This window comes from Bacillus sp. PS237 (assembly GCF_037963345.1).
Lineage (GTDB): Bacteria > Bacillota > Bacilli > Bacillales > Bacillaceae > Bacillus > Bacillus subtilis.
Genome location: NZ_CP150156.1, coordinates 1,463,288 through 1,485,459, shown reverse-complemented (window position 1 = coordinate 1,485,459; position 22,172 = coordinate 1,463,288). Strand labels below are relative to the sequence as shown.

Sequence of the window (22,172 nt, the reverse complement as noted above, 5' to 3'; positions counted from 1 at the left end):
CTTATGCACCCGCCACAGAATTGATTAAACCTGAAAAAAGCGAAAATACAACTAAAATTCCGAATAGAATGATTGCTGAAATCCACCCGGCTTTTTTTGAGATGCCTCCCGTTTTGTGAAGTCCGATTGCTAATAATACAAAGCTCCAGATGCTGAAAATTTCAAAGGTATTTAACACACTGGCGAGAGCCCCGTCAGATGGGATAATCCCTGCGAGTGACGTCGTGCTGTAAAGAGGATTCACGTCAGTCGTAAAAGCAACGATTCCATTAACCAATAATCCGAGACTGCTAATCAAAGAGACAAACAGACTGAGAGAAAGCATTTTTTTATATGTCGTAACACCGCCTGATACTTTTACACAGAGCCAATAAATAAGAGGGGCAATAAATAATGCTGCGATACCGCCGATAATAGCGCCTGCCATTCCGCCAAATTTGGTTATTGTTGCGACAGTTTCCATTTGTTCAGCAGATAGCCCTTGCGTATCCTGGCTTTTCAAAAGCTCACTATAATCCGTACCGAGTGATTGCAGCACGGCACCGACGATGATAATTGCTGCAACAATCAAAAGCGGTCCCCATACAGCCGGCCTTTCTCTTATTCTTTCAAATTGAACGGACGGACTTGTGATTACTCCGAAAAGTGAAGGCTTTTCAGTCGCCGTTCCGCTGTTTTTTTCTACATTCGTTTCCATTTCAAAACCTCCTTGAGAATATCTAACAAATAGTACGGGAAGGATATCAAAAAGTTTCATGTTTTTCTAATAAATTTCCAAAAACCTTCAATATTGAAGGCTTTTCATATTATTCTATCGCTGTGCTGTATTGCGCTTTCACAAGCCCGGCATAAATGCCTCCTTTAGCGAGCAGCTGATCATGGTTCCCTTCTTCTATTTTCCTGCCGTGATCAAGAACAATGATGCGGTCGGCGTCGCGGATCGTAGACAATCTGTGAGCGATCATCACTGCTGTACGCCCTTTCAGAAGCGTTTTTAACGCTTGCTGAATTTTTACTTCTGTCTCTGTATCAATGCTTGCCGTTGCTTCGTCAAGGATGATAATAGCCGGATCGGCGAGCAATGCTCTTGCAAATGAAATGAGCTGGCGCTGACCGGCAGACAGTACGCTGCCCCTTTCCTCTACCTCTGTTGCGTATCCTTCCGCTAAATCGGAAATAAACTCATCCGCTCCGACCGCTTGGGACGCTTTCATCACCTCTTCATCCGAAGCATTTGGCCTTCCAAAACGAATATTTTCCATGATGGTCCCGGAGAAAATAAATGTATCTTGCAGGACAATGCTGATTTGAGAGCGCAGACTGGCAAGGGAAAGATCCTTAATCGGTATACCGTCTATTTTAATGGTGCCTCCGGCCGCATCATAAAAACGGCTGATTAAATTGGCAATCGTCGTCTTCCCGCTCCCTGTATGCCCGACAAGCGCAAGCGTCGATCCCGCAGGAATAGAGAAAGAAACGGCGTGAAGGGCTTTTCGTTTTTCATCATACGAAAATTCAACCTCTTCAAAACTGATCTCCCCATTTATCTTTTCATTATGAATGGCATTCGGCTTCTCCTTGACATTTGGCTGTTCGTCCAGAAACTCAAAAATCCGTTCTGATGATGCCATCCCCATTAACAGCTGATTATAGACCTGACCCAGTCTCGAAATAGGTTCCCAAAACATTCCCAGATAGAAAGCAAAAGAAACGAAGACGCCAATCGTAATGGTTTCATTCATGATGAGTGTGGCTCCATACCAAATCAAGACAGCCGTCCCAATCGCATTCGTCATTTCTACAAGCGGACGGAACATGGCATTTTTTCTAGTTGCTTCCCGCCATGATTCGTAGTTCTCCTGATTGACACCGTCAAAATACGCCATGTTTTCTTCTTCCTGCGTAAATGCCTGCGTGACCCGGATGCCCTGAATGCTTTCGTTTAGATGAGAGTTGAGCTTCGATTGCTTCAGCCGTACCGTTTGCCAGGATCGGCGTATTTTTTTTCTGAGACTTGTTGAAATAAAAAACATAATCGGCAATGTCACCATGATGGCTATAGTCAGCTCAGGGCTCAGCGTAAACAAAATAATAATCACGCCGGCCAGAAGCAGCAAGTCGGTCAACAAATTGATGACTCCGCTTGTAAAGAGCTCCTGAAGAGAGTTAATATCATTCATGATCCTGACTAAGATCGATCCCGCCGACCGCTGATCAAAAAATCGATGGGATAAGCGCTGCACATGGGTAAATAAATGCTGTCGCAAATCGTAAATGACATGCTGGCCAAGCTGATTCATCCACCTGATTCTTAACACATTGGCGGCGTAATTGAGGACATATAAACCGCTAATAATAAAAATGAGCTGAATCAGCAGCTCCGAGTTTCTCCCTGTAATCGCTTGATCAAGAACATAAACGCCGATCAAAATGGGGATCACAAGCTTCACAGCAGTGCCAATCAATACAGTGAGAAAAGAAAGCGGCAAAATTGTTTTTCGATATGGTTTGACATAGCTCAGCAGCCGCCACATTTGAGCCCAGTTAAACGGCTTTTCAATGATTTCATCTGAAGAGTAATAGAAACGCTCTAAAACCCCCTGTTTTTTCGCTTGTTTCATTTGGCCCCTCCCTATCCGACCTCATGCGGCTCATTAATCATTTTGACATCACGGTATTGCAAATCGTAAATCTTTTTATAGTAGCCGCCTTTTTCAAGAAGCTCATGATGTGTTCCCCTTTCACGAATGCGTCCTTTATTAAAAACGAGAATTTCATCAGCGTGTTTCAGTGAAGAAATGCGGTGAGCGACGATAAAGGTTGTGCGGTTTTTCATGACTTCTTTTAAGGCAAGCTGTATGCTGTGCTCCGTTTGCATATCTACTGCGCTTGTGGCATCATCCAATATTAAAATGCTCGGGTTCAAGCAGATGGCTCTCGCAATGGCAATACGCTGTTTCTGCCCGCCGGAAAGCCCCATTCCCCTCTCTCCCAGCATGGTGTCATACCCATCAGGAAGCTCCATAATAAAGTTATGAGCCTGCGCCCTTTTTGCCGCTTCGATGACGTCTTCCATTGAGGCATCCGGCCGCCCATACGAAATATTTGATCTAATCGTAGATGAAAACAGGAAGGATTCTTGAAGTACGACCCCGATATTGGAGCGAAGGGTTTTTAACGAATAATCTGTGATGGGTTTGTGATCAATGGTAATCATTCCGCCAACAGGACTGTAAAATCTGGTGAGAAGCTGTGTCACTGAGCTTTTGCCTGAACCTGTCGGGCCCAACAGTCCGATTACCTTCCCGCTGTTTGCCTCAAAGCTTACATTGCACAGCGCGTTTGTTTGTTCTTTTCCGTATGCAAGAGAAACATTTTTGAAATGGACATCTCCGGTTAATTTTTGTTTATGCAAAGCATGAGGATGATCTGTAATGTCTTCTTCTTTTTCCAGAATGTCGAGCAGGCGTTCCCCTGACGCTTTTGCTTGAGAGAACATATTGATGACAAAACCTAAGTTCATAATGGGCCACATCATATAATTGACAAGGCTGAAGAAAGCAACAAGCTCGCCGGGATTGAGCTGATTTTGCATAACCAAGTAACCGCCGTATGAGAGAAGAGCTACAATACAAATGTTACCAATGAACTCCATTAAAGGGAAATACGCAGACCAAATGGATGATGTTTGTAAATACTGCGCCCTGTATTCTGCATTGGCTTTATTGAAAGTGCTGATCTGAAAATCTTCCCTGGAAAGAGATTTAACCGTATTAATGCCGCTGATATTTTCCTGAACTTTTGTATTGAGTTTCGCAAACGATTTGCGGATGCCTCTGAAGGCGGGATGGACTCTTTTGTCAAACCGGTATACCGCAACCGCGAGAAATGGCAGAACAGCTATTGTCACAAGCGTGAGAGGAACAGAATAGTAAAACATAACCGACAGGCTGATGGCTACCAGCAGGCCGAAGCGAATGAGCTCAGCGAGACCGTATGATAAGAAAAAACGAAGCCCTTCAACATCAGCAGTCAGCCTGGACATCAAATCTCCTGTTTTCGCGTTATCATAGTAAGAAAAAGAAAGCCGCTGCAGTTTTTCATACAGACCATTTCTCAGCCGATAAACGGATTTGATCCCGAACATATCACCTAAATACTGATGAAAAAAGGTAGCCATTCCTTTCAAAACCATCACCGCAATAAATCCTAAGCTGACCCACGCCGCAAGCTGATACTGCCGTCCCAGTACGATCTCATCAATCGTAATTTGCAGGATAATCGGATAAACGACAGTAATTGCAGTCATCAAAAGCATGGCTAGAAGCGACCACATAAACACTTTTCTGTACGGCCAATAATACATTTTTAATCTTTTAAATGTCTCCATATCCAGCACCTTTCCAACATTTATCATCTTCACTATATCGATACCCGAAATAAATTTCTATTATTTTTCAAAATTTCAGTCTAATTATGGAGTGAGTCTCTTACTTTATAGGGAGTAACATATGTAGAATAAACGCTTACAGAAAATCATTGTATGCTGAGGATACTTGGGGATATGCCAATGAAATACAGAAAAACCGGACGGCTGAAATGCCGTCCGGTTTTCATCCCCCGCTGACCGGCGGTATGATGGCTACCGTGTCACCCGAAGATACAGAGGTATTTTCTTTTACATAGCTTTCGTTAACGGCAATCATAGCCGTATCAATAGATTCAAGACCGTATTGTTCTTTTAGACTCGCTTTTATTTCATCTGTGGTTGCTTGTTCCATATCTATTTCTATTGCTTGTGTACCGGCCTGTTCAGCAAGCCCTGCAAATAAAAGAATTTTAATCATGCTGCTCTCCCTCGCTTAGGTCTGGTTTTCCGTTCGGATAAGCTGTCGTTTCTAGCTGGTCGCCGATCCATTGCTCACCGTCTTCCCAAATTTCTTTTTTCCAAATCGGCACAATCTGTTTAATGCGTTCAATCGCATACTCATTGGCTTCATATGCGGCTTTTCGATGGGGAGAAGATACAGCAATCACTACCGCTGCTTCACCGATATCGAGCACACCTATACGGTGCGTGATCGCAGCTGAGGCACCTTCCCATTTTTCTTCGATTTCAGCGCCGATTTGAGCAAGCATTTGCACGGCCATCGGTTCATATGCCTCATATTCAAGCCGAACCGTTCTTTTTCCGTTTGTCCATTCCCGAACCGTACCAATAAATGTTGTAATGGCTCCCGCTTCCCGTTTCTCCACTTTTTTGATGATGTTTTCAGTATTAATGGGTGTTTTCGTAATCTCAAACCGTTCCATTATGCAGATTCCCCCTTCAGCTGTGAAAGCACAAAATCCACGGCAACCGGATCATCCGCATGAAAAACGGGTAATCCCTGATGCTCTGTCATATGCTCTTTTTTTCTATAGATGATGGCGATTATATTTACTGCTTGCAGCGCTTCCAGATCTTCCTTTTCACTTAGGATAACCACTTTAGGATAAGGGGCTTTTTTAAAGCCTTCAATCAGAAGACAGTCTGTTTCGAGAAATTGGTATAACTCAATCAGCCGTGCCAAATCCCAATTGCGGCGGGCAGTCAGCTGTAACACACCAGCACCTTCTACCGCTGTTACATCAGCACCTGCCGCCTTGTAACGGTCCGTGTCTTTTCCTTCCGTGAGCGTTTGCGGTTCACCGCCGTGACCATGGTGCTTCAGGCAGCCCAAATGGACTCCCTGTTCAGAGGCTTTTTCAAGAATGCGCTCAATAAACGTTGTTTTCCCGCTGTTTTGAAATCCTACAACTTGGACGATCGGGAAAGGACGGACCAAGGCCATTCACTTCCATTCTCTTCTCTGATGAGCAGCACTTGAACCGTTCTGCCAGATTCGTAGCCTCGCGTACCGCCCGGCAGGATAATAAATGCATTGGCATCTGCAAGTGATGTGACAGAGCTCGACTTATCTAAGCCAACGGGTGTCGCCAACAGCTTCCCTTCCTGATGGTGCACGAGCGCACGAACAAATCGGGTAAATGGGTTCGGCTTCGGAAAATCCTTGGTCAAAACAGCTTCCGCACAAATTGAATGCGGTGTTTCATTGAGCAGCCATGTCTGGATTATCGGTTTGACAAACAGTTCAAAACCGACATAGCATGCCGACGGATTACCTGAAAGGCCAAACAGCAGCATATCGTTTGCATGCGCCACCGTTGTCACGCTGCCCGGGCGCATGGCAACTTTATTAAACAGCACGTCCGCTCCGAGTTTTTCATAGATCGCAGGCAAAAAGTCAAAGTCACCGACTGACACACCGCCAGTTGTGATCAGGAAGTCCACCTTTTTCATCGCTTCTTTAACTGCAGCAAAGCTTTTATCCAGTTCATCAGAGATTTTCCCTAAATAAAGCGGTGTTGCGCCTGCTTCTATCGCTTGCGCATATACCATACTCGCATTGCTGTTGCGGATTTTTCCCGGTTCCAGCGGATCACTGACATTCAGCAATTCGGTACCGGTTGCGATAATCCCGACTACAGGCTTTCTCACGACAGGCACAGATGCGTATCCGAATGTTGCCAAAAGAGCCGTCACTCCTGGTGTCACCCGGGTGCCCTTTGTCAGTAAAACACTCCCTTTTTGAGCGTCCTCACCTGTTTTTGAAATATTATCCCCCGTCTGAAAGCGGCGTTTTAAAGACATAAATGACTTCCCATTCTCCTCAAAGGCTTGAGTCAGTTCAATCATGACGACTGCATCTGCCCCTTCAGGGATTTGCGCGCCAGTCATAATCCGCACGGCCTGAAACGGGCCAAGTTCTTTTTCAGATACTGCTCCCGCTCCAATATGGTCAATAACTTCAAACCGAACTGGGTTTTCACGTGAAGCTTCTGCCGTATCGCACGCTCTGACAGCAAAACCATCGTATGGCGAACGGTCAAACGCAGGTACGTGGTGATCCGCAGTTATATCTTCGGCTAAAAACCGATGAAGGCTGTCTTCAAGCGCCACCCATTCTGTTTCACCTTGTTTTTGAAAATGGCAGACACGCCGAACTGCCTCGTCTACCGGTATCGGTGTTCTTTTCTCCAGCATTCTGACCCCTCCTGTTGTTACAGTCCAATCACTCTTGCCAACACGGAGTTGGCTTCTTTCACATCATTTGTTCCATGCACCAGTGCCCGTCCGTCATTGAAAATGACAATTCTGAAATCCTCGTAAAAAATATGCAGCAAAAACGCATTAGCCTCGACCTTGCCGATTGTTTTCAGCCGCTTAATGAGCTCCTGTTTCGGGATTCTTTTTAATGATTCTGACCTTACCTGCACTGTATCACGGCCGCATAGTACAGCAGCTTTTGGTGTGTTCCAATCCTGAAGATAAGGATATACCGCATTAGCTCCGCAAGATGGGCATTCCTCACGGCGTACATGATTAACGTTAATCTTCATATGCGAATTGTTCCAGACATCAAATGTCACAAACCCCCGCTGTATTGCTTCTTTTTGGCCGGTTAACAGCTTTAATGCCTCAGCCTGCTGATATGCTGAAACGATATGCACAGCAGGCGGAATAATGCCGGCAGTATCACACGTCGCCCCGCCGACAGGAATTTGCTCAAACAAACAAGACAGACAAGGGGTTTCTCCGGGAATGACAGTCATGAACATTCCCTGGCTGCTTACACAGGCGCCATAGACCCAAGGTGTCTTTGTTTTCTGGGCAAGATCGTTTATCAGCATGCGGGTTTCAAAATTATCTGTCGCGTCGATCACGACATCTGCTTTTTCAATCAGCGGCTCAAGCGTTTCGGCTGTTCCTTCGGTAACATACGCCTCAATATGTATCTCGCTGTTAATCGCTGATAGATGCTCTTTGGCAGCCATGGCTTTCGGCATGCGGAGTTTGGCATCGCTTTCTGTATAAAGCTGCTGCCTTTGAAGATTGCTCCACTCCACATAGTCACGGTCAATAATGGTAATCGTACCGACTCCCGCTCTCGAAAGCCCTTCAGCTCCTGCAGTGCCGAGCGCTCCCGCTCCGACAATCAGCACATGGCTGTCTGCCAGTCTTTTCTGGCCCTCTTCCCCAATTTGCTTAAATCTGATTTGCCGTGAATAACGTTCCTCCATCAAACCTGTTCTCCTTATCTTTTATGTCATCTTATCATGTTATTGCCCCGTCAGTCCCGCTTGAGGGAGTTCGATTTTTCTTCCAAACAGCTAAAATCATCACGTGTATTAATGTTGATAAACTCTGCCGGGTTTGCTCCGATATTTTCAGCCTGTACGTAACAAACCGAAATTCTGCCTAATAAATCTGATATTCTCAACCTCTTCTCAGAAAGCTGATCGTATAGAACTGGCATGATACGTTTGTGGTAAATCGCAATCAATGGCTGCACTTGTCCGTCTGAAATTGGGACTACCGCGTCCGCACCGGCAATCATCAGACGTTTGAGCTCCAGCATCGTCCTTCTTTGTATCAGCGGTGTGTCACAGGAAAGAACAGTATAAAGATCACCGTCTGTCTTTTTAAAAGCGGTATATATACCAGCCAATGGCCCCATGCCTTGAAATGGCTCAGCATCTTGATACACTTCATTTTCACCGTTTTCTTGAAATCTATCAATAAATTCGGGACGGCTGATGATAACCGTTTGTTCTCCAAGTGCCTCTTTAGCGCATTCGTAAAGCATCCTGCCCTTCCATTTGACAAACGCCTTCGGTTCTCCAAAGCGACGTGAGGCTCCCCCTGCCAGCAGTACGTTTACATGCTTCATATCATCTCACCTCTAGTTTCGTTAAAAGCATAGCAAAAGCAAAGGCTCAACGCTACTGCTTGTCTGTTTATTAAAGAGGAATAGCTGTTCAGTATTTGCATATTGTAGTGTTAACATCATGAGGGAGATGGTTCGAATGAAAAGATCAGGTCCTTTTTTCCACGACGTGTCTCAGGAGAACCTTTATTTAAAATCCGAGCTTTCAAGGTGCCATAAGCTGATTTCTGAACTTGAAGCAAGCTACTTTCATCAGAAAAATAACAAACTGCTCAAAGAAAATACCGATATGAAAGAAAAACTCCAGCAGCTGTCTGCCGAATTAACACATATGTCAACAAAAGAAAAACATGCCTCCCACACCAGCCAAACCCTGCACCAAATAAGAGCTGAACTGCTTGATAAAATCGTTGTTTTGCAGGAGCTTCTATCTGCTGAAACCTATAAACGCAGAGCCGAAATCGAAGAAAAACATAAACTTCATATTGCGAAAGTCAAAATCGAAGAAGAAAATAAAAATCTTCATAAACGGATCAGCGAACTTCAAGCCTCAATTGAGCAGGAACAAAATGCACTGCTTCAGGCAAAACAGCAAGCCGAATTGATAAAAGCCGAAAACGGGCGTCTAAAAGAGCAAATGGTAGAAAAAGAATATCAGCTAAAACATATTAAAATAGAAGTTGATCATATGAAAGATCGAATCATAGAAACGAAAGAAAGACTGCTAGACATAGAAAAAACGAAAGAAAAATTATTTCACGAAACTATTATATCGTATAAACGGCAACTTGATGAAAGCGATGCCTGGATTGCTTCTCATTTTGCCGATATTGATGGCGGCACGAAACAAAAAGAAAAAACGGAAGAAGAAGCTCCAGCGGCCTACGCGCAGCCAAATCATGTAGAGACTATCCTTGAAGATGTCACCAAACAGATACATGTGCTTCAAAAACAGCTTGCCCACGCCCAATCATCAGACCAGGCCAAGAGCCATACAATCGAAGAGCTGAAAAACAGAGCCGCTGAAGAAAAGCCTTATCAAAAGTGGGTGTATAAGCTTAATCTTGAAAAAGAAAACAAACCTTCACAGAAAAAACCTCAATAAAAAAACTGCTTGAGCGATGCCAAGCAGTTTTTCTTTATATTTATTCGTTTGCTGATTCTGCAGATTCGATTTCACCCTCTAAAATGTACTGCCCGCGATATGGCTTTTTCACTTCCGGGTACATTTTAATTAAGCTTTGCATAAACGTTGTCATATTAGGGATTTCAAGACCGCTTTCTTTTTCAATCTCTTTTTGAAGCTCCGAGCTCTTAATCGCCGCGTTGTGGCGTTTTAATGTTTTAATAGCAGCTTCACGCAGCTTAGCTGCTTTTGATCCCGGTCTTGCCGTTCCTCTTCTTCTTCGTGTTGTTCCGTCTGGTATACCGGCAGGAAGAGAGGAAATAGATTGAAGCTGAGGCTGAACAGACTGCTGCTGTGATTGCGGCTGATAGCTTCTGATTTCCTGAGCCGCAAGCTCAGCGAGAACCGGCAGAGAGTCAGGTTTTTTTTCAGAACGGAAATCCTTTTTGATTTCGGAAGGGCTTCCATTTCTGTCCAGCTCTCTTAATTTTGCGTATATTTTATCACGTTCAATTTGATATTCACGAATGACTTTCACTTCAGCTTCATTTAATTGTTCTAACCGCAAGCGCAAAGCTTCTCTTTCATTAAACATTCCTCAATGTACCCCCTATCAAAATTAACATCTTTAATTAAGATATTAGATTACAAAAGTAATTTTATCAACTATTATTTTAGCATTTTACTATTATATTTACTCTATGAAAAATTCCTTATTTTCTGAAAATGTTTTATTTTTCAAAAGAGTCCTTTATTCTCAAGGGATTAAGGGGCTTTCTAGTTTATTTGGTATAATGTTGAAAATATATATTTTACTTACTTCTTTAAAGAAATTTAGTGTAATATCTACAATTTTCGAGTTATGAGATATGAGATTTATCTAAAATTGAGGAAAAACATCAAAAATTAGCTGTGTTTTTTAGCGTATCAATCAAACAAATCATCAATTCCTATACCCAAATTTGGAAAAATAAGCTTCTTACTCTTCTTCCATTGCTTTTTGCACAAATAAAAAACCTGATGAGGTCAGGTTTTTAGGAAATACTATTTAGTCAGATACCTATTCCGTTTCAGCCAGAACGCGGTTCACACGTTTTTCAAGCATTTTCATACCGCTCCCGCCGGCTTGGAAGTGACGGAGCTGTCCTGTTTTATCAAACACATAATATGCAGGTACATATTCATTTTCAAATGCATCGGTTAAAGCATGGTCACTGTCAACAAAAATCGGCTGAGTGATATCGTGTTCAGCAGCTGTTTCTTTAATTTTACCAGGGTCAAGATCATCTTCGGAACGGGGCATGTGTACAGCTACAACATTCAGCTGATCTTGATATTTATCACGAAATTCATTCACTTGCGGCATCGCTTCTTTGCACAAGTGGCAGCTGATGGACCAGAAATGAATAAGCGTCGGCTTTTCCCCAATCAATTGCTCTCTCGTCACTTCACCATTTAACCAAGCTTTTTCTCCCGTCAATTCCGGCATGGGCTGACGTAATTTCATTGCTTTTTCCCTCCTATTTTAAAAGAGAGGCCTAACGAATATGCTAGACCGCTTTTCGTTCTTGGAAAGAATTAAAGTGTTTTTTGGCCTGGTTTCCAGTTAGCCGGACAGAGTCCGCCAGTTTGCAGCGCCTGGAGAACACGAAGCGTTTCATCAACATCACGCCCAATGTTGTTATGGAAAACAGTTTGATATTGAAGCTCCCCTTCAGGATTAATAATAAACAATCCGCGCAAAGCCACACCTTCTTCTTCGATTAAAACGCCATATTCCCGGGATACCTCATGGTTTGTATCAGCAGCAAGCGGGTATTTCAGCTGGCCAAGACCGTTTTCTTTGCGGTCTGTATTGATCCAAGCTAAATGAGTATGGATGGTATCAGTTGAAACCCCGATGACTTCTGCATCAAGATCTTCGAACTCGTCATAGCGGTCAGACATTGCTGTAATTTCTGTCGGACAAACAAAAGTGAAGTCCATTGGATAGAAGAACAGCACTGTCCATTTGTCGTTTTTCATGTTTTCCTCAAGACTTACTTTGCCGAATTCTTTGCTTGCAAGGACTGCTTCCATTTCAAAACGAGGAGCTTGTTTACCTACCATACGTTCTGCCATATGTATCCCTCCAATTTATTGTTTGGCTTAAAGGTCAAAATCGCATGAAAATAAAGGGTGATTAACCATTTTTAGTTATATTGCAATGCCATTATATAAAAGCAGATTTCCTGAGTCAATTTTTAACAAATCATGTATGTCTTTGGCTTCGACATTTTTGAATAAAACGTTTAACATGGTCATGTACAGGGTAACTAGTCTCAATGTGCAGCAATCAATTAGAAAAGGAGCTCAACATGGACTTTATTAAACAATATGATTGGGCGGGACTGATTACAAATGCCGGTGTTCTGCTCATTAAACTCGCCATTATGATATTGCTCTATTTTATCGTTCGATCATTAGGCATGAAAATCATTAAACATCTGTTTGCAAAATTCGAGGAGCAGAATAGCTTGTCTATCGGACGTGCACATACGCTCCGAAGCCTGACTCTTAACATATTTGCTTATACATTGATTTTCATATTTTTCGTCATGGTTCTAGATTTGTTTCATTATGATCCAAGCGCTCTTTTAGCGGGGGCAGGAATCGTCGGCCTGGCTGTCGGATTTGGCGCCCAAGGGCTTGTCAGTGATATCGTGACAGGTTTTTTTATTTTGCTTGAGAAACAATTGGATGTCGGAGATTATATTACCGTTTCCACCTTTGACGGAATTGTCGAGCAGGTTGGCTTAAGGACAACTCAAATCCGCAGCTTTGACGGAACACTGCATTACATCCCCAACAGAAACATCACAAACGTGAGCAATCATTCTCGTGGTACCATGCAGGCTCTTGTTGACATTAAAGTGCCGGCTGAAAGAAATATTGATGAAATGATTCATATTTTACAGCAGGTTTGTGATGAAACGGCAGCGGCTCTTCCACAAATAAAAGAAGGCCCAAATGTCATCGGGATTCAAGAACTGGGGACTTCTGAAATTGTAATCAGGGTCATTGCCAAAACAGAAAATATGGAACAGTGGCGAGTCGAACGAGTGTTGAGAAAAGAAATAAAGAACGCGTTCGACCGCGCTTTCCCTAAAGAAACAGAATAAATAAAAGAACCGAAGCTTTTTGCTTCGGTTTTTTTATTACTGAATTCTGCTCTCAACTTCGCTACAAATTTCTTCAGCCGTCATCCCGGAAGCTGTAATGACAGGTGCTTGTGTTACCGTATCGGCTATCCCTTGCACATTATTATCAAGACCTGTTACGACACAGCAGTCACAGCCTTGAGCATCAGCAGGGCTTTTCATCATTACAACGTCATATCCTTTTTCTTTTAAAGCAGCTTCTACATCTGATAACGATTGTTCAATTCCAATTTTTTTAGCCATTTTTGAACACCTCCGTTTACTAGAGTGCTCATTTTATGGAATTTTATTCTTTCATTTGTACTTAATTGGCATAAACAGAAAAATAACCTGTCATGACATGAACCGCTGTTTCTATCGCATTTTCATCGGGATTCAGCTTAGCATGATGAAGCCCATGTTCAGAATCAGCGCCGAGCCAGAACATGAATCCGGGATATTTTTTCAGCATATAGCCAAAATCCTCTCCAGTCATTGCTTCTTTTGCTTCAATTACTGTCGCCAGTTGATGTTCAGCAACAAAAGACATAAATTCTTCTGTTAATCCGCTCGTATTGTAAACTTGGTGATATACAGACGGATATGTCACTTTTCCTTTGCAGCGGAATCCGATTTCGATTCCTTTCACTACATCTTCAATCCGTTCCTTTACTTGTTTCATCGATTCTTCAGAAAGCGTGCGGATCGTGCCTTCCAGGTGGGCCGTTTCTGCAATGATATTTTGTGCCGAGCCTCCGGTAATGGTACCAACTGTAATAACAGCACTGTCTAGCGGATCTGTGTTTCTAGAGATAATCGTTTGCAGCTGGGTGACAAGTGTACTTGCTGCTACAACCATATCCTCAGCCAAATGCGGATATGCCGCATGTCCCCCTTTGCCTTCCAGATCGATGACTAGCTCTGATGTATTCGCAAATAGAAGGCCGCTTTTTGTCGCAATGGTGCCTACCGGAAGCTCTGGAGCAATATGAAGGGCAGTGATGAAATCAGGCTGCCATTTTTTTAATACATCGCTCTCAAGCATTGGTTCCGCACCGCCAGGCCCTTCCTCTGCCGGCTGAAACAGAAAAAGCAAATCATGTTTGACTGGGTGGTGAACAAAATGATCAATAATGCCGAGTGCAATTGTCATATGCAAATCGTGACCGCAGGCGTGCATGTTGCCGTGATGCTCTGATGCGAATGGAAGACCAGTTTGCTCTTCTATAGAAAGCGCATCGATATCCGCTCTGTATGCCAGCATTTTTTCCGGCGCCGTCCCGTTCACTTTTACAAAAAGCCCTGTTCGCCATTTCTCAATTTCAATTCTGTCTTGCGGATATTGTTCCAAGACATTTAATAAATACTGCTGGGTTTTGAACTCCTGAAATCCAAGCTCCGGTATACGATGCAGATCTCTGCGAATTGCGATGAGCTCCTCTATCTTCATTTCTATTCCTCCTGCCTATACGAATAAGGCGTGGATATATTATCCACGCCTTTTTTATCAAACTTTTCCTTACAGCTGGCGTAATTCCTGCTTGATTTCAGTTTTGCCTTTTGTTTTTTCATCAATGTCTTTGATTTTTTTAGCTGGTGTGCCTGCAACGACAGTGTATGGCTCAACGTCGTTTACCACGATCGCTCCCGCAGCAACAACAGCTCCTTTACCTACTGTTACACCTTCAAGCACAACAGCATTTGCGCCGATTACGACGTCGTCTTCAATCACAACCGGTTTAGCGGATGGCGGCTCAATAACGCCCGCAAGTACAGAACCCGCGCCGATATGGCAGTTTTTTCCAACAGTAGCTCGTCCGCCAAGCACAACGTTCATATCAATCATTGTGCCTTCGCCGATGACTGAACCGATATTAATAGAAGCACCCATCATGATGACTGCGTTATCACCGATTTCAACTTGGTCGCGGATGATCGCACCCGGCTCGATACGCGCTTTGATGTTTTTAAGATCAAGCATTGGGATCGCAGAATTGCGGCGGTCATTTTCAACCACATAGTCTTCGATTTTGCTTTGGTTTTCTTCGATTGCTGTTTGGATTTCGCTCCATTCACCGAAAACGACACCAGTGTTTCCATTGATAAAAGCTTTCGCAGATTCACCGAAATTGATTCCTTCCAGCTCACCTTTCACGTAAACCTTTACAGGTGTAGATTTTGTACTATTTTGAATAAATGAAATAATTTCATTTGCGTCCATCATTTTCATATGTATAGTCCTCCTCCTGATTTTCTACCTCATTACTGTATCAAAGGAAAGATACAAAGACAAGAAAAAAAGGAACAGCCGTTTTAGCAGTTCCCAGTGAGTGATCAGACAGCGCACCCGCTTTTCTTTGCGAATTGTCTCCCGAAGTTTATTAATTCTTCCTCTTCTTCACCTTCTGGATTATTTTCGATTTTTACCGAAGGCAGCACAATGTCTCCACCGCGTTCTTTTATTTTTGCCTCTAGCATATCAACCGCTCCGCAGAAAAATTCATATGCTGTATCACCGGAACCGAATACAGCGCATGTTTTGCCGGAAAAATCAATCTCCTCCATGTCTTCAACAAGATCTAAAAATTCATCAGGCAGATCTCCGTCTCCCCACGTGTAGGTTCCCATTATGACATGGTCATAATCGGTAAACAGCTGGGCATCATCAATATCCATTGCTTCGAAACGGTCTACTTCTGCTAACGCCTCCTGAAGCCCCTTTTCAATCAAATCTGCCATAGCTTCAGTGTTGCCTGACATTGTTGCATAAACGAGCAAAATCTTCGCCAATTCCTTGTTCCTCCTCTAATGAATCATTGCTGAAACTTCGTACGGCTGGACAAATTTACATTCATACAAGCCTGCGCAAAAGAAATTCTCTTTCTGATTGGCCACTCTCCATCCATGTCCCTTAATGGTATCGAACCATTTTAACGACCGGGCTTCGAGATCAACCTGGTAAATTCTCGAAAAACCATTTTCATCTTGTGTTGTAGTGACATATATAATGCCATCATCCTCTGAAAGATCAAGAAATGATTCTTCATTTCTGATCATACTGGATTGTATGGTGAATTCTTCACCATTCAAAAGATTCCTTACAGTGACAGCACCGTGCTTTCCTTTCACAGAACCCATCGCCGCCACCAGCCAATTTTCATTGAACACGAGCATGGATGCCGTCATCCGGTTTTTTTCTTTTTTGACAACTTGGACAGTGTCACGCTTAATGTCGTAAGCCCAAATGCCGCCAAAATATTCGTGTATTTGCGTGCCGATAAAGAGATTGCCCCCGTGAAGGCATAACGACCGGATAACAGGGGGATTATGAAATTCGGCAAAAGGTTTGGCTACGCGCCATGAGACACCAAAATCATCCGATACATAAATACAATGCTTACCGTGGGCGCAGACAAACCCGTTGTTTCTGCCGGTAATCGCCCACACTGTTGCATTTGTCGGAAAGCTCGACATCGTCCAGGTTTTCCCTTCATCAGCCGAACGAATGACTGTTCCCTTTTCACCAACGCCAAATAAGTAAGGCCCTATGTAGCTGATACAGTGTATCTTACTTTTCAAACGAAAAAGCTTTCTCCAGCCCTGCTCCAAAGAGTAATGAAAAATGCCTTCTCTTTGTACCGCCACAAAATATCCAGAAAACGCCGATGCCGTAACAGCGGTTGCCCCTTTATGAAACATGGATTTTTTCCTTGTTCATATAATCTGCCCATGCAAGAAAACCTCTCGCAAACGCTCGGCAGCTTTCCACATCTTCATCTGTTTCAGGCGCTAATTCAATTTTTAGTGTTTCCTGGTAAACAGCAGCTCCCGCCTCTTGCAGCATGACATTGAACAAATTCACCGCTTCGCAAAACTTTGGATAAGAATAATCGCCAGACCCGAAGCAGGCTGTTTTTAAACCATTAAGCTGAATCTGTTTGACCTCTTCGAAAAAATCCTCCGCTTCGTAGGGCAAATCGCCGTCCCCCCATGTATAGGTGCCAATCAGTACATAATCATAGGAGGTTAAACAAGACGCATCCATATCATTTATCTCGACACAATCGATATCCAACTCATATTCCTGAAGCGTATCTTTTATTATGAAGGCAATGTCTTCTGTATTTCCTGACATGCTGGCATATGTAATCAAGGCTTTAGCCATGTTATCACCCCATTAGTTGATAATGATTTTCAATATCATATGTATCACTTTAAATGATAATGATTTTCATTGTCAACAGATAAATAAAAAAAAGACAGCACCTCGCTGTCTTTAAAATGGATTTTCCTGATCCAGCATATCCTTTATCACTTGTACAAAAGCTTGAACTTGTTTCAGTTCAAAGGCAGGCTCATAACCTAATAACCATGTATCCCGACCGATCGGATGCCCTTTCATGTCTAAAAGAGGCATTTTATTCACTTTATCTTCATTTTGAAGGGTAACAGACGGCAAAATGGCATAACCGATTCCGTGCAGCGCCATCTGTTTGCACGTTTCAATCTGATCAACCAATATCGTCTGTTTCGGCGACGTTTTAAATTTTTGATGCCACCAGTGCTGAATTTCCTGAAAATAAGTGCTGTCACTTTTAAACTGGATAAACGGACGTTCTGTATGGGCAATATCTTCGATGCAGGAAATTTCAGTATCCACTAAATACAGATGATCTGTCATTAAGTAATCTTTGCGCCCCTTCCACTCAGGGTTGCCTCTTATAATGCCGATATGAACCTGATCCTCATACAAGCTTTTCAGCATTTCGCTGCTCCACCCGGTTATGAGCGAGATCTTTGCATTCGGATACTTTTCCACATACGTCTTCAGGACTTTAGGGAGCCAATGCTGACCGATTATGGAGGCGACGGCAAGCTTCAATGTGCCGTGAATTTCACCTTCAAGCTCGTCAATATTTTCTCTTATTCTTTCCTGCTCTAATGTCACATCATTCGCAAACTGAATGATTTTCTCACCGGCGGGCGTTACCGTTAATCCTTTTTGAGATCTTAAAAAGATTTTTGTTCCCCACGCCTTTTCAATGGTTTGTAAGCGCTGAGATAAAGCCGGCTGAGATACAAAAAGCCGTTCTGCCGCCTTTCTCATATTTAATTCCTCAGCTAAAACTACGAGCATATGAAGCTCTTGAAGCTGCATGTCGTCCTCCTTTTTGTTATCAATAAGTTTTTCTTATCTCCCATTCTAATAAAATCTTAGTTTCTTATTCAAGCCCTATTCTCGTTTAAATTATGTATGCGCTTTCTTTTTTCACTCTGCCTATATAATAAAAATAGGACCGTACAGCCTACTTATTCAATGAGCGTATATGCTTATTCAATTCCTTTAAAACGACTCTTCTCGTAAAAATCCCTTCAAATACCTGCTCGTCATTTTCAACACAGACAAATCCGTTATTAATGACCATGCCGAATCCCTTCATAATCGGATCATTGATATGAAGGCGCGGAATGTCGGTCAGCATGACTTCCTCAACAGTGATTTGGTCAAGCTTTTCAAACTCAATTCGCTCAAGTCCAAAAATACTGTTCATGATCATATTTGTCCCGATTAAGCCATGTAAACGGTAGGAAGGATCCAGAACCGGGATGGCTGTGTATCCGGTTTTTGTCAATACTAATAATGCATGCTCAAGGTTATTTCCGACTTGCACGTGCGCTACTTTGTCCGCCTCAATCATAAATTGTCCGACTGTTGCCTCAAGAAGTTGATCTGATTGTAAGCTTATCATGTTTTCGACCCCTTTTCATTTTCATCATCAATACATTCCCTATATTGCAATAATATAAACTTTATCAGTATTTGTCGAAAAGTTTCCTTTCAATAAAAAAGATACTCTTTGTGGAGTATCAATTATAGGGTGTCCCATTAATTTTCAAATCGAAATCGGTCGTATAGCGTTACAAGTTTTTTGTAGGTGGTTCCGTCAACGTTTTTGGTCCCTGTCTCTATATCGTTGATCTCACTGCTTAATAGCTCGATGGCATACTCATGGTTGATCAGGATATTCAGCAGAAGTTTTTGTTCTTCTTCTGTAAATCGTTCACCGATAAGACTCATTCGCAATCAGGCCCCCTGTTTTATACTGAATACCTCTGAAAGCAAGACAACTTACTTTCAGCTCTACCGCTAGAATAAGTAATCAGATAACAAACGTCAACCGCATAATTCGACATTTACCTTGGCTTTTTCAGCCAAATTATTTTGTGAAACGATTTGCATAGCTGAAGGCAGTGTATGAATCCGGCTTTATTTTGGCCTCAATCCCCATGGAGGTAATACGTCCAGTCATTTCTTGGATCAGATCTTTTGTAAGCCCTTTTTTCCCAATATCCAAGTGAACTTCAAAGGTAAGATCCGCCCCCTCACCGGTAAAGGGCAGGAGCAGATCGGTAATATCCATTAAGTGTCCATCAAGAATATGAGCGGCCGTTTCTTGGCTGTACGCCGTTTCTAACGAAATCTTCTCCCGAAGGCTATGTATGGGTCTGTCGACTGTATGATTTTTCAAGCAGCCCCAAGCTCCCTTGCCTGTACGATGCAAATGCAATGCGGTAATAAACTTTGTGTAATCGCGGTAAACCTGTGAATCGGTTCCGATCGATAACACATAAGAAGAACGGGGGTCCTTTTGAACAAAGGCTTTAAGCCGTTCCATCACATCTTGAAAGGTCATCTGTGCTTCTGAAAGATTATAAAACAGAAAAGAATCAGCCATCACGACACTCCTTTTCAAGGATTTACAACCATGAAACAAGTATGTTCCTTACCGTTTATTTCGATTACTTTTGCAAAGGCGGAAGCTTGTTCCCCCTATTTCAGGAATCTTACTGAAGAAGTTCAAAGATTTCGATGGAAACCATGTCGATATTATCAAACGGATATGTGTTAGGTTTTTCACCCTTTTGGAAAACCGTCAGTTCAAACGTTTGATTTTTTTCGAAATATTTAACACTGCATATTTTCTCACCATTCACTTCGAAATAACGCTGCATTGGCTCGTTAGCCGCTTCCGCTGTTTCTTGCAGACTTTGCAGCCGTGTGATGATACCCATTAATTGTGACATTCTAAAAAAAGACTCCTTTCAAAAAGCAACTTCAAATCAACAAGTATTTATTATAATACAAGTTCTATTGAGCATCATACCATAAAGTCGGACAGGATGGCATTTTCACTGCTGAATTTAAGCAAAGAAAAAAAGTGAAAAAAACTATTTTTCTTTAGTTTGAGGCTTTTTTTGAATGTCATGCACATAATTATAATTTTTTTCGAATCTTTGGCAGCATTAAGAATGCCTTTTTGCAACTTTGTCAAAACCTTCTTTTGAATTTTATGGTGAAGTCCCGCGTGGCCATAATCAATGGGAGTCATGCTGGATAGAGGTAAACAACGGAACTGAAATAATCATTTCAGAACGAATTTTCCTCCTCACCCGTGCAGCAGTGTCAGGGGTGTTCGGCACTCAATGTTTCTCCCCGTGTTAAACGTTTACCACTAGTTAGGTTTATTGTTTCATTGGATTGTCCTATGCTTTGACAAATAAAAAACTTGGCGGGGGTAGCGCCAAGTTTTTTCGGATCTTGATCTGATAGAGGGGTTGGGGAACAGAGAGTAGCTTCTCTCTATAATTAAATGATAATGATTCTCAGTATCAATGTCAATCGTTTTTTGATATTTTTTTCATTTCATAAAAAAAACGGCCTTTCAGCCGTTAAATCAGTCCGTCCTGCTCATATAAATAAGAATAAGGCAAGTCTATAAATAAATACATCTGATCATCCATCGGATATGAAAACGTTCTGATCATTTCACCTGTTTCCAAATCACTGTACAGATCACTGAAAAAACCTTTTCTGAGATTTCTCATTCTCATAATGTTCTCCAGAAAATAAGGGCGCCAGCTCCAGTTCTTTTCCGCATATTCCGGCTGATAAATCCATTCTCCATCTTGCTTAAACACATTTCCCGTCAGCTGATCGCCTTCTTCATCACACATGTAAATCCTGAAGCTGCAATCTGTCAGCTCTTCCGCCAGCTTTTTAATAAAGTCATCATCAGAAGACAGATTGTTTTTTCTCAAAGAGGTCACAGCCTGATGCACTCGTTTGTAAAACTGTTCAGAGTGCTCATAGACGGTCTCCAGTTTCTTTTTCTCATGTGTGATAAATTGGTGAAATTCAGTTTTAAGTCTTTGTTTCAATACATCTCTCTCTAGAAACGTTTCAGATGGAGACACTAAGTAATAGCCCTGAAAATAGCGGCCTCCGTTTCTCCAGGCGTACTGAAGCTGGAAGTTCGCCTCAATGTCTTCATACAGCAGCGCCGCACCGATTTTTCTTGCTAATAAAGATATGCTGTACAGCACATGCTCATATGACGGTGACGGCTGTGACACTTTCAGCGCCTGCAAATCGATTTTTAACAGATCTGGTGAGAGCAGCGCGATTCTGTCCAAGTTGCTGCTTTCTTTTCCGATGTTGTCAACTGCGATTTTAATTCCGTATGTACGATAGTATGCAAGCATATGGTAGAGCTGCTCAATATCCCCTTCAAAATTGTGCTCTGTAATTTCAAGCACAAAACGGTGGAGTTCGATTCCCTTCGCTTCATATTCTTTCAGAAGCTCCAGAAAGCTTTCACCATGATCCAGCATCAGCAGATTGGCATCCTGATTCATAAAAATCAGCAGATCAGAATCCGCCTCTAAAAAGCGGTCAAGAGCCTGGCGGATAATTCTGTTATCAACCTCTAATTTATATTCTTCGGGTATCCCCGCATCTAAAAAGAAGGGCCCGAGACTTTGGATTTCTGAATCTGCCAAAATTCGTCCAAGCACCTCATATCCGACAACCTTCTGCTCCTCGGCACTAAAAATCGCCTGGTAATATGGAAGGACATCATCAATGTTCGTTAAAATATCAAGTGGATCCAACATGTTATCACCTGCTTCTCTATCTTTGTCTGATTATACGCACAATTATAACTACACCACAAATTTCAAAAAAATCATAGTATGGAAAAGTAGGTCGTATGGAGTATGTTAAAAGAAGAGGAAAATTTTTTTGAGATTATCAAT

General features: G+C 42.5%; 26 protein-coding genes. 2 read left to right on the top strand and 24 right to left on the bottom strand.

Annotation, left to right across the window (positions count from 1 at the left end):
• Position 1 precedes the first annotated feature (1 nt).
• The 9 genes from yknW to NST22_RS07735 form a co-directional block, all read right to left on the bottom strand.
• Positions 2-697 carry a toxin SDP protection protein YknW gene (yknW, locus tag NST22_RS07775; protein ID WP_003232360.1) on the bottom strand — a complete coding sequence of 232 codons (696 nt, stop codon included), beginning with the start codon at positions 695-697 and terminating at the stop codon, positions 2-4.
• 109 nt (positions 698-806) lie between these two features.
• Entirely contained in the window at positions 807-2,621 is a 1,815-nt protein-coding gene (locus NST22_RS07770) for an ABC transporter ATP-binding protein (protein WP_003232362.1), read from the bottom strand.
• 11 nt (positions 2,622-2,632) lie between these two features.
• Positions 2,633-4,390: an ABC transporter ATP-binding protein gene (locus tag NST22_RS07765; RefSeq protein WP_003244670.1), complete on the bottom strand. Its 1,758-nt coding sequence runs from the start codon at positions 4,388-4,390 to the stop codon at positions 2,633-2,635.
• Positions 4,391-4,613: 223 nt separating this feature from the next.
• Complete coding sequence (gene moaD, locus NST22_RS07760) at positions 4,614-4,847, bottom strand: molybdopterin converting factor subunit 1 (protein WP_003232366.1); 234 nt, start codon at positions 4,845-4,847, stop codon at positions 4,614-4,616.
• Complete coding sequence (locus NST22_RS07755; protein WP_003232367.1) at positions 4,840-5,313, bottom strand: molybdenum cofactor biosynthesis protein MoaE; 474 nt, start codon at positions 5,311-5,313, stop codon at positions 4,840-4,842. The genes moaD and NST22_RS07755 overlap by 8 nt, the downstream gene beginning before the upstream one ends.
• Complete coding sequence (mobB, locus tag NST22_RS07750) at positions 5,313-5,834, bottom strand: molybdopterin-guanine dinucleotide biosynthesis protein B (protein WP_003232370.1); 522 nt, start codon at positions 5,832-5,834, stop codon at positions 5,313-5,315. Before mobB ends, NST22_RS07755 begins: the two co-directional genes overlap by 1 nt.
• Positions 5,795-7,087, bottom strand: a complete 1,293-nt coding sequence (glp, locus tag NST22_RS07745; RefSeq protein WP_003232372.1) for a gephyrin-like molybdotransferase Glp — start codon at positions 7,085-7,087, stop codon at positions 5,795-5,797. Before glp ends, mobB begins: the two co-directional genes overlap by 40 nt.
• A 17-nt stretch (positions 7,088-7,104) precedes the next feature.
• Positions 7,105-8,124 (bottom strand): molybdopterin-synthase adenylyltransferase MoeB, encoded by a 1,020-nt coding sequence (locus NST22_RS07740; protein ID WP_003232375.1) that lies wholly within the window; start codon positions 8,122-8,124, stop codon positions 7,105-7,107.
• A 50-nt stretch (positions 8,125-8,174) separates the two neighbouring features.
• On the bottom strand, positions 8,175-8,774 hold the full coding sequence (locus NST22_RS07735) for a molybdenum cofactor guanylyltransferase (RefSeq protein ID WP_003232376.1): 600 nt from the start codon (positions 8,772-8,774) through the stop codon (positions 8,175-8,177).
• A 136-nt stretch (positions 8,775-8,910) separates the two neighbouring features.
• On the opposite strand from NST22_RS07735, the gene cse15 reads away from it, so the two are divergent.
• Positions 8,911-9,876 carry a spore protein Cse15 gene (cse15, locus tag NST22_RS07730; protein WP_003245018.1) on the top strand — a complete coding sequence of 322 codons (966 nt, stop codon included), beginning with the start codon at positions 8,911-8,913 and terminating at the stop codon, positions 9,874-9,876.
• Between the two features lie 40 nt (positions 9,877-9,916).
• Here cse15 and rok read toward each other — a convergent pair whose 3' ends face one another.
• The 3 genes from rok to ahpA all read right to left on the bottom strand — a co-directional run bounded on the left by rok (position 9,917) and on the right by ahpA (position 12,018).
• A complete protein-coding gene (gene rok, locus NST22_RS07725) occupies positions 9,917-10,492 on the bottom strand; it encodes a transcriptional regulator Rok (RefSeq protein WP_003232378.1) in 576 nt (191 codons plus the stop codon).
• 465 nt (positions 10,493-10,957) lie between these two features.
• Complete coding sequence (gene ykuV / locus NST22_RS07720; protein WP_003245810.1) at positions 10,958-11,404, bottom strand: thiol-disulfide oxidoreductase YkuV; 447 nt, start codon at positions 11,402-11,404, stop codon at positions 10,958-10,960.
• 71 nt (positions 11,405-11,475) lie between these two features.
• A complete protein-coding gene (gene ahpA, locus NST22_RS07715; protein ID WP_003245371.1) occupies positions 11,476-12,018 on the bottom strand; it encodes a biofilm-specific peroxidase AhpA in 543 nt (180 codons plus the stop codon).
• A 236-nt stretch (positions 12,019-12,254) separates the two neighbouring features.
• On the opposite strand from ahpA, the gene mscT reads away from it, so the two are divergent.
• Positions 12,255-13,058 (top strand): small-conductance mechanosensitive channel protein MscT, encoded by an 804-nt coding sequence (mscT, locus tag NST22_RS07710; RefSeq protein ID WP_003244994.1) that lies wholly within the window; start codon positions 12,255-12,257, stop codon positions 13,056-13,058.
• Positions 13,059-13,094: 36 nt separating this feature from the next.
• Here mscT and NST22_RS07705 read toward each other — a convergent pair whose 3' ends face one another.
• The 12 genes from NST22_RS07705 to NST22_RS07650 all read right to left on the bottom strand — a co-directional run bounded on the left by NST22_RS07705 (position 13,095) and on the right by NST22_RS07650 (position 22,031).
• Positions 13,095-13,340, bottom strand: a complete 246-nt coding sequence (locus NST22_RS07705) for a YkuS family protein (protein WP_003232382.1) — start codon at positions 13,338-13,340, stop codon at positions 13,095-13,097.
• Between the two features lie 61 nt (positions 13,341-13,401).
• Positions 13,402-14,526: an N-acetyldiaminopimelate deacetylase gene (locus NST22_RS07700; protein WP_003232383.1), complete on the bottom strand. Its 1,125-nt coding sequence runs from the start codon at positions 14,524-14,526 to the stop codon at positions 13,402-13,404.
• Positions 14,527-14,595: 69 nt separating this feature from the next.
• On the bottom strand, positions 14,596-15,306 hold the full coding sequence (dapD, locus tag NST22_RS07695) for a 2,3,4,5-tetrahydropyridine-2,6-dicarboxylate N-acetyltransferase (protein ID WP_003218680.1): 711 nt from the start codon (positions 15,304-15,306) through the stop codon (positions 14,596-14,598).
• Between the two features lie 104 nt (positions 15,307-15,410).
• Complete coding sequence (locus NST22_RS07690) at positions 15,411-15,866, bottom strand: flavodoxin (RefSeq protein WP_339232967.1); 456 nt, start codon at positions 15,864-15,866, stop codon at positions 15,411-15,413.
• 15 nt (positions 15,867-15,881) lie between these two features.
• A complete protein-coding gene (locus tag NST22_RS07685; protein WP_003232385.1) occupies positions 15,882-16,775 on the bottom strand; it encodes a hypothetical protein in 894 nt (297 codons plus the stop codon).
• Positions 16,765-17,241, bottom strand: coding sequence for a flavodoxin (locus NST22_RS07680; RefSeq protein ID WP_003232386.1), 477 nt, complete (start codon positions 17,239-17,241; stop codon positions 16,765-16,767). Before NST22_RS07680 ends, NST22_RS07685 begins: the two co-directional genes overlap by 11 nt.
• A gap of 111 nt (positions 17,242-17,352) precedes the next feature.
• Positions 17,353-18,234: a transcriptional regulator CcpC gene (gene ccpC / locus NST22_RS07675; protein WP_003232387.1), complete on the bottom strand. Its 882-nt coding sequence runs from the start codon at positions 18,232-18,234 to the stop codon at positions 17,353-17,355.
• 148 nt (positions 18,235-18,382) lie between these two features.
• A complete protein-coding gene (gene cbpB / locus NST22_RS07670) occupies positions 18,383-18,826 on the bottom strand; it encodes a cyclic-di-AMP-binding protein CbpB (RefSeq protein WP_003218674.1) in 444 nt (147 codons plus the stop codon).
• Between the two features lie 137 nt (positions 18,827-18,963).
• Positions 18,964-19,161 carry an AbrB antirepressor AbbA gene (gene abbA / locus NST22_RS07665; RefSeq protein WP_010886502.1) on the bottom strand — a complete coding sequence of 66 codons (198 nt, stop codon included), beginning with the start codon at positions 19,159-19,161 and terminating at the stop codon, positions 18,964-18,966.
• Between the two features lie 133 nt (positions 19,162-19,294).
• A complete protein-coding gene (locus NST22_RS07660; RefSeq protein ID WP_003232389.1) occupies positions 19,295-19,813 on the bottom strand; it encodes a ribonuclease H-like YkuK family protein in 519 nt (172 codons plus the stop codon).
• A gap of 109 nt (positions 19,814-19,922) precedes the next feature.
• Positions 19,923-20,162 carry a DUF1797 family protein gene (locus NST22_RS07655; RefSeq protein ID WP_003218671.1) on the bottom strand — a complete coding sequence of 80 codons (240 nt, stop codon included), beginning with the start codon at positions 20,160-20,162 and terminating at the stop codon, positions 19,923-19,925.
• A gap of 645 nt (positions 20,163-20,807) precedes the next feature.
• Positions 20,808-22,031, bottom strand: a complete 1,224-nt coding sequence (locus tag NST22_RS07650) for an EAL-associated domain-containing protein (protein ID WP_003232391.1) — start codon at positions 22,029-22,031, stop codon at positions 20,808-20,810.
• Between the last annotated feature and the right edge of the window lie 141 nt (positions 22,032-22,172).